Raw genomic sequence first — 8,003 nt, forward strand, 5'->3', positions numbered from 1 at the left:
ATGAAAATTAGTTTTTTATGCAGTAATGCTCAGCATCCAGTGAATAGATATTTACAACGCTGGATCAGCGCAAATGAGCACGATTACCAAATTGAGCTGGTACGGGACAAAAATGCCTTAACAGGCGGTGAACTACTGTTCTTAATTTCCTGCTCACAGGTTGTTAATACTCAGGACCGGGCTCAATACACGTATACACTGGTATTACACGCCAGCGACCTGCCTAAAGGGCGCGGCTGGAGCCCTTATATTTGGGATATTATTAATGGCGCTCATGAGATCACGGTGACGCTATTAGAGGCTGAAGACAAGGTCGATAGCGGTCGCATCTGGCAAAAGAAGCGGGTTCCTCTGACAGAGGATATGCTGTGGGATGAGATTAACAACCAACTATTTGCCGCAGAGTTAGAGCTCATTGACTATGCCGTGGCTAATTTTCAAACCATTCAGCCCGAGACACAATCTTGTCAAATTGAGCCCACTTATTACCCCAAACGGTCTCCTGAAGACAGCCAGATTGATCCTCATAAAACAATAGCCGAGCAATTTAATACCCTCAGAATATGCGACCCTAAACGATTCCCTGCCTATTTTGAATTACACGGCAAACGGTATAACATTATTTTGGAGAAGGCAGATGACAAATAAACTGGTTATTGATGGTTGTGAGATTAGCCCAGATAATGCTCCTTACATCATTGCCGAAATGTCAGCAAACCATAATGGTAACCTAGACACAGCCTTCCGCATCATTGAAGAAGCCAAAAAATCTGGCGCTGATGCAGTGAAAATTCAGACCTATACTCCCGATACCATAACACTGAATTCTGACCAGTCAGACTTTCAAATTAAAGGCGGACTATGGGACGGTAAAACTCTATACGAATTGTATGAGTGGGCCCATACTCCCTGGGAATGGCACAAACCCTTATTTGAGTACGCACGGCAGATAGGAATCACAATATTCAGCTCGCCTTTTGACGCAACCGCTGTCGACCTACTGGAAGACCTGAACGCACCTGCCTATAAAATTGCCTCGTTTGAAGCAGTTGACCTGCCATTAATTAAGTACGTAGCGGCTACCGGAAAACCCATGATTATCTCCACAGGTATGGCTGATGCGGAAGAGATTCAGGAAGCTATTGAAGCGGCGCGGGAAGGCGGCTGTAAAGAACTGGCGATTCTCCACTGTGTCAGTGGTTACCCTGCACCGGCAAAGGACTATAACCTGCGTACCATACCCGATATGCAACAACGATTTGGCTTGGTTACAGGCTTATCTGACCACACTCTGGACAACACAACGGCCATCGCCAGTGTTGCAATGGGAGCATCTATTATAGAGAAACACTTTACCTTAGATCGCAACGGCGGAGGCCCGGATGATAGCTTTTCGCTGGAACCCGCAGAATTAAAAGCACTATGCCGTGATAGTAAAACCGCATGGCAGGCCTTAGGTAATATTGATTACGGGCGCAAATCCAGTGAGCAAGGAAATGTTCAGTTCAGGCGATCCTTGTATTTCACGAAGGATATGCAGGCAGGGGATGTCATTACAGAAGATAGCATCAGAAGTGTTAGGCCTGGGTATGGATTACCCCCGAAGTATTACAGCCACCTTATTGGGAAAAAGTTAAAAAAGGATGTTAAGTACGGCGAGCCTACATATTATGAAGCAATAAATACTTAAAGTAGGCTGAAGCCTTTAAAATACGTCTCAACCACTGCAAGTGATTGTGGTGGTAGGCTGGGTCTTCTCTTATTTCTGCCCCCTTTTCAAATCGAAGGATGGAATTCCCGGATATCAACAGCCTCTGTATCACTTTCAGTGGCAGTATTTAAATATACATCCCGGAAACCATCCTTCATATATAGACATTACGTCAAACTTTCTTATAGGCAGAAATCCCTCGGCTCCCCCTAGCAAGCTTGCCAGTCTCATCCGTTAAGGCACTTCGTTTCTTTTTGGCCATTTTCAGGATATCCATGATATCAGAAACCAGCTGATCACCTTCTTCTTTTACCAAGGCCTTATCAACGTCACTCATCTGAGTAAGTGTCTCAGAAAAAAAGACCTGCAAATCTCTTTCAAGCTTATCACCACTTGTGGAGACGGCATCCCAGTCATCTTTTTCAGCGAGAGCATGAATTTCCTGTGCAGCATCTCGTAGCTGTCGCCAGTTATCTAACCCCATAACTTAGCTCCTCCTAGTCGAACATGTCATACCGGGATTCCTGATCCCAGTCCAAACAATGATCCCTGAAGTCAACTTTAACATCCTCAAAAAATAACTTGAGCTGTTCAAACTGCCCATTTAATGACTCTAGCACTGCATCTTTAGGGCCTGGGAGCATAGCGGTAGACGTGATCACGCTTAACATGTAGAGCAGCGAGCCATCAAATAATGAATACAGCCAAGCATGGCTATCATCCAAAACTTTATCACTATGAAATTCCTGTATAAAGCGATCTGTCAATGCGAAAGCTTGAGGAATATCAGTAACAGGCGAGATCATATTAATAGCGTAGTCGCAGGCTTGGTCTACACGATCCTTAACCAACTCCAAATTCTCTAATAAATGATCTGTATGTGACTCAGGGCTAAAGCTGAAAAAAGCGGCAAACACGTCACCCATAAGCTCTTGCTTGTCAGAAGGGACACTCAGAGAGTCCAGATCAATATCTTCACTACGAAGAGGTGTTGCCCCCTCAATCAAGGCACCGTCGCTACAGTTATGGAAGTTCACATTACCTTGCATAGTATAGCTCCAGCCGGCAATGACAGATTCAAGCTCCCTCTTAAACATCGGGTAAAAACCAGAAGAGTAAACTTCTTTATCATCAAAGTTTGACTCATATACTTCCGAGTTTTTCTTAAACTTAAAGTTGTCAGCCATATCTTTCTTAAGATATTGATAGCTACTATCTTTAGAGTGATGCTTCGTTATATCAACTGACCCCATGTCTGTTCCAAAGAAATAAAAATCCTTGAATCCCATGACAACCAGAGAGGTAACCGCAGAGTGGACGCAACTCGGTGCCAATCGGGGTAGAATAGCAAGCCCTTTATTGGGCAAGGCATAATTAAGGAACGAAGAACCTGTTTCAATATCCTTTAAAATCATCCCTTTTTTCTTAAATAGCTCAGCAACGCCTGGGTGAACCTGAGATACTTGAATAAGGGTAATTTCCTTCAGTGCATCAGAGAAATTTTCAATGCCATCAGAAGATTTTTTGATCCAGCATGTGACACTAGCTGTACGCTCTAACTCCACATGAAAATCAGGCTTTACTTTATTTTTAAGTAATGTCCTTAGGGAAGAACCACAACTAACGACAACAAATCTATCTTGATTATTCCTAATAAAGTCAAGATCCAGATCCAATGAGGGGCCATTACCTATAATCATAACAGGCAAATCATCCTGATCCAGAGTTTTCTTCAATTCTCTATTAGAAGCCAGAATAGGTATATATGCTTTGAAGTTACCAATAGTATGCGCCAGGCTGTAGCGCGAGTCATCATAAAAGCCAAAGCCCGAGAGGTAACTATAGCTGATAGCTTCTTTCAGATTTTTAAAAAGATCTTTATAATCATCTTTATAAAAAGCAGAATACAAGTATGCACCAGCTACATTATGACGGCCACTTGCTGAAACGAGTATAGATACTTCATTCAGAAGCAGTTTATGATCTTTTTCAACAAGGATATGCAACCTGAAATCATTATTAACTGCTTTCTCTAATATCGATTTCCAATCTAACAGTTGCAGTGAAGCATAAAAAACATCAGGATCAGGCTCAATAACATAAAGATGCTTAATATCATGACTGGCATACAGCTTTTCAATATCAAAGCCCATGCCAACAGAAAAGCAAAACATAGCATTCACAAAATCAGGCAACTGGTGATCAATATTAACTTCTGATTCAGCTAATTCTTTGTTATCTTTTGACTGAGAACTTATCAGGTTAAGTAACTTTTCACCAATAGTACTTAATGCTGAGAATTGAAATTTAGCCAGTTTCTTAAGATGAGAAGAATGAATATAGTTGACTTTATCACTAACTGGTTTGTCTTCATTTCCAGGCAAAATAAAGAAAGGGCGCTGAACAGGTGCTTTAATATATCCACTCAGATTCTCTAAGCATTGTTGAACAGGATTCCCCCCATATAACAATACTTCAGATGACCGATCAAAAAGATTAATATCTCCTGCATCATCATAAATAAGGAATATATTTTCTTCTTTATAGTCAGAAAATTTTTCGTAAATACTAGGCAGGTATTTTTTAAATGCTTCCAGGTTATCGGTAAGCCGCTTTTCAATAAAAGCGGCTACTAACTCCTGATCCGAAAACGAGTTAGTTTTATCCGGCATCAGTACTCACCATAGGGCCACTGGACCTCTGATTCTCTGCCTCAACCACGGCATCTGCAGGAATTGAATCCCACCCTGCTTTAATTTCACCCATAACTTTCTCGGCAGCTTCAACTTTTTCAATACTCATCTCTGCAGATGCTGAAATAAGCTGATTAAGACAGAAGTCATACAAAGCCAACAGGTTATCGGAAACTTCTTTATTTTGATCTGACTGCAGGCTTGTAGCCAGCGTTGTGATAATCGCCTGCGCCTTGGATATATGGAATGACTTTTTCTCATAATCCTTATTTTCAATTGCGACTTTCGCTTGCTTCAGAAAGATCATGCAGCCATCAATTAATTTTTTCGTAACCTGATAAGGGGACGCTCCCTCTAAGCCACTTTCCACACTAACATTTTTATATTTACTGATTGCCCGGTTCATAAAAAACCCCTTTAACTTGATGATATACCTGATAATGCTGCCAACTGCGGCTGAATCTGGGACATGATAGCATTCATTCTGGCCATAGATGTATCCAGAGCAGTAAATTGCTGCTGCAGAGTTTCCCTGTAGCTTTCAATATAGCGGGAATGCGCTTCATACTGCTCTTCAAGGTCATCCAGCTGCTCCTGGAAAGAGTCTTCCTGGCCTTTGATAATCCCGGTAATACCAACGTAACTGTCAACCTGTTCACTGATCAGATCGGCAATACCATCGCTTGAAACCGCACCAGCACCCGCAAAGAGCTTCTGCATGCCTTCAAGATTGTCCAGCGCATCATCAAGGCGGTCACTATCTGTTGCCAGAGTGCCATCACTTTCAATCTCGAGACCTATGGAGTAAAGAGTATCCATTCCCTGATCTGCGCCACCAACCTGCTGAGTAATCATACTGTTCAGTACCGACTCAACATTACGAACGATAGGGTCGTTTGAAAGCTTACCAGCAGTGTAATTTCCATCTTCATCCACCGTACCTTTCAGCTCATTCATTGTTTCCCGGAGCTTATTGTAGGCACTGGCGAAAGCCTGAACTTTAGATTTCACATCACCGGTATTTTCACCTACGGTGACACTTGAAGTTTCTACATCAGAAGTACCTGTACCCGGTGACTGCTTCAGGGCAGTAATCGTCAGGCCAGCTACAGCACTGTCAAACTCATTGCTATCATTGGTGATCGAAACTCCATCCACTTTAATCTCAGCGTCTGAAGCAGGTGACGTCATGCTCACATCACCTGTAGTGGCAAGCTCTGTAATCCCCGTAACACTAAGGTCGTTACCAGTACCGGTCACTGAAGACTGATACACCAAACGGCCATCGATAATATTAGCAATAACACCAAAATTGTCATCTGCACTGTTAACGGCTGCAACAATATCATCCAGTGTTTCATCGCCCGTCAGAGAAACATCAAACGTCTTACCATCTGCCGCAAAAGAAAGCGTGCCGCTCAGGTTTGCATCTTTTGCACTCGCAGCTTTCTCAGACATAGAACCTGCAGTTGTAAAACTGCTCATATCTGCATCACTACTGGTGACTGTCAGAGCTTGGCCTGTACCTTCAGCATAATACTCCAGACGGCCATCAGTAATTCTCGCTCCAATACCAGAAAGAGCCGCAATATTATCTTTAATATCACTCAATGAATCGCCGGCACCGACTGTAATGTCAACCGCCGTACCACTGTCAATTTGAAAAGACAGCGTCCCGGACTTACCCAGCGCAGCAGATGTATCAACAAAACTATCGCTTTGATACATTACTGAACGCCAGTCAGACGTTGCCTTACTACCACTGGCAAGATTAACAACTTCAATATCATAGGATGAAGCAACAGCGTTAGTGTCCGACTCAATCTTAATAAGGTCGCCACTACTGGGCTGCGTTAAAGTAGGCGTCATTGTCGTAAACAGTGACGCATCCTTCAGATCATCTGCAGCGGTCTGAAAATCAGACATCAGGCTTTTTAGGATGCCCAAACCTGATAGTGAATCTTCTGTCTGGATCTCACGTTTTCCCAGCTGTTCAACCTTAGGTTGAGCTGCAACATTAACCAGACCCTCAAGCATTGTTGATAAATCAAGCCCGGAACCAATTCCTAAAAAGTTCATGTCGATCTCCTAATGACACCATGCGCCATTTTAATACGTCAGTGAATTAAACTTCATCCGAAAACAAGCTAAACGATTGAGTATTTGCGCCTGATAAAAACTCTTTCATCACTTCATCAAGACGCTTAGCAATCTCTATCGCCTGCTCTGAAGGAATCTGCCGAATCACTTCGTCAGTATCCTTATCTACAACCTTAACAACAACCTGCTGCAGCTCTTTTTCCACCTGAAGTCGCAGACTAACCTGCTGAATTTCAGCATATTGATTAACCTTATCTACAGCATCCTGAAGCTCTTTATCCCGATCACTATTGCCACCCTGGCCTGCCATCGCGGATTTCAGGTCATCAACAGCTGATGTTCGGGCATTATCAAGCTTAGCACCTGCCTCTGTTGTTGCTCTACTAACATCAACACCGGCAGTTTTTTGCCGCAACTCATAGCCTTGTGCAAAGGCATCATTAGAACCATCAACTTTCATGCCAATTCCTCCTAAGCCTTTCGGCTAAAAATTTCATTGGTATAGCTATCGGCCAGCAAGAGCAAAACTTAAATAGAGGCACCGCAAACAGCAAAAGATGTTTACCAGGACAAAAAAAATCCCGCCGAAGCGGGATTTTTTGATCTTACTGGCGTTAAATCGATTAACGCAGCAGCGACAGTGCCGTCTGCGGCAGCTGGTTCGCCTGAGACAGAATAGTCGTTGATGCTTGCTGGATGATCTGATTACGAGTCAGTTCAGCTGTTTCAGCAGCAAAGTCAGTATCCTGAATACGAGAACGGGAGTCTGACACGTTTACAACAGCCGTGGTGTTGTTACGTACGGTTGAAGTCAGACCGTTCTGCTCCGCACCCAGCTTAGCACGCTGCTTATCAACCTGAGTAATCAGGCTGCTCATGGCATCCAGCAGAGTATCTGTTGCAAAATTGTTCAGAGTCGCTGCCTGAGCATCAGTGAAGCCAGTGGAAGCAACCGCACCAACATCTGCAGCAAGACCTGTAGTTGTTAATGCTGCAGCTACAGTGGAATAGTCAGTGAAAGCACCGCTATTTGCGACATCGTTTTCTAGGACTTTTGTAAAGTTGGCAATATTAACTTCACCTATGGCCCCATTTTTACCGAGCTCATTTAACTGCCCTTCACGAGAAGAGCCCAATATTTCATCGGCAGCGTCAGCAATATCAGACGTACCTGTTGTGACAGCATAAGCCTGAATTATTTTACCCAAGGTTCCTGCAGTGGCCAGGGTACCACTAATCGTCGACATGAGCACAGTGTCAGCAACGCCCTCATCTGAAGCAACGCTACCAAACAACGCGCTTAGCTCAGCATTACCTGTAGTAACAACATCCTGCTCACCCGCCTGGGCGCCAGACTGAATCTGGAAGCCGGATTCAGGAGAATCACCGTTCAGGATTTTCAGGGTGCCGTAAGCGGTACGATCTGCAATATCGTTATTCACACCCAGCAGTTTAGTAAACTCTTGGCTTAGAGCGCTACGGTCATCAGCAGACAGAGT

General features: G+C 43.6%; 8 protein-coding genes. 2 read left to right on the plus strand and 6 right to left on the minus strand.

The genetic code is table 11. The annotated features are described in order from the left end of the window. Together ACN0R8_RS09545 and pseI are read left to right on the plus strand one after the other, a co-directional pair. A complete protein-coding gene (locus ACN0R8_RS09545; protein ID WP_417596837.1) occupies positions 1-648 on the plus strand; it encodes a formyltransferase family protein in 648 nt (215 codons plus the stop codon). Beyond that, a complete protein-coding gene (pseI, locus tag ACN0R8_RS09550; protein WP_417596838.1) occupies positions 638-1,690 on the plus strand; it encodes a pseudaminic acid synthase in 1,053 nt (350 codons plus the stop codon). The genes ACN0R8_RS09545 and pseI overlap by 11 nt, the downstream gene beginning before the upstream one ends. 193 nt (positions 1,691-1,883) lie before the next feature. Here pseI and ACN0R8_RS09555 read toward each other — a convergent pair whose 3' ends face one another. From ACN0R8_RS09555 to ACN0R8_RS09580, 6 genes are all read right to left on the minus strand, one after another. After that, on the minus strand, positions 1,884-2,195 hold the full coding sequence (locus ACN0R8_RS09555; protein ID WP_417596839.1) for a hypothetical protein: 312 nt from the start codon (positions 2,193-2,195) through the stop codon (positions 1,884-1,886). Between the two features lie 13 nt (positions 2,196-2,208). Next, on the minus strand, positions 2,209-4,383 hold the full coding sequence (locus ACN0R8_RS09560; RefSeq protein ID WP_417596840.1) for a 6-hydroxymethylpterin diphosphokinase MptE-like protein: 2,175 nt from the start codon (positions 4,381-4,383) through the stop codon (positions 2,209-2,211). After that, complete coding sequence (gene fliS / locus ACN0R8_RS09565) at positions 4,373-4,810, minus strand: flagellar export chaperone FliS (RefSeq protein WP_417596841.1); 438 nt, start codon at positions 4,808-4,810, stop codon at positions 4,373-4,375. The genes ACN0R8_RS09560 and fliS overlap by 11 nt, the downstream gene beginning before the upstream one ends. A gap of 11 nt (positions 4,811-4,821) precedes the next feature. Continuing rightward, complete coding sequence (fliD, locus tag ACN0R8_RS09570) at positions 4,822-6,483, minus strand: flagellar filament capping protein FliD (protein WP_417596842.1); 1,662 nt, start codon at positions 6,481-6,483, stop codon at positions 4,822-4,824. Positions 6,484-6,529: 46 nt separating this feature from the next. Next, on the minus strand, positions 6,530-6,964 hold the full coding sequence (locus ACN0R8_RS09575) for a flagellar protein FlaG (RefSeq protein ID WP_417596843.1): 435 nt from the start codon (positions 6,962-6,964) through the stop codon (positions 6,530-6,532). 163 nt (positions 6,965-7,127) lie between these two features. Then, positions 7,128-8,003 (minus strand): flagellin (locus tag ACN0R8_RS09580; protein WP_417596844.1); only part of this gene is annotated, 876 nt, incomplete at its 5' end.

The organism is Oceanospirillum sp. (genome assembly GCF_048265165.1).
Lineage (GTDB): Bacteria > Pseudomonadota > Gammaproteobacteria > Pseudomonadales > Halomonadaceae > Oceanospirillum.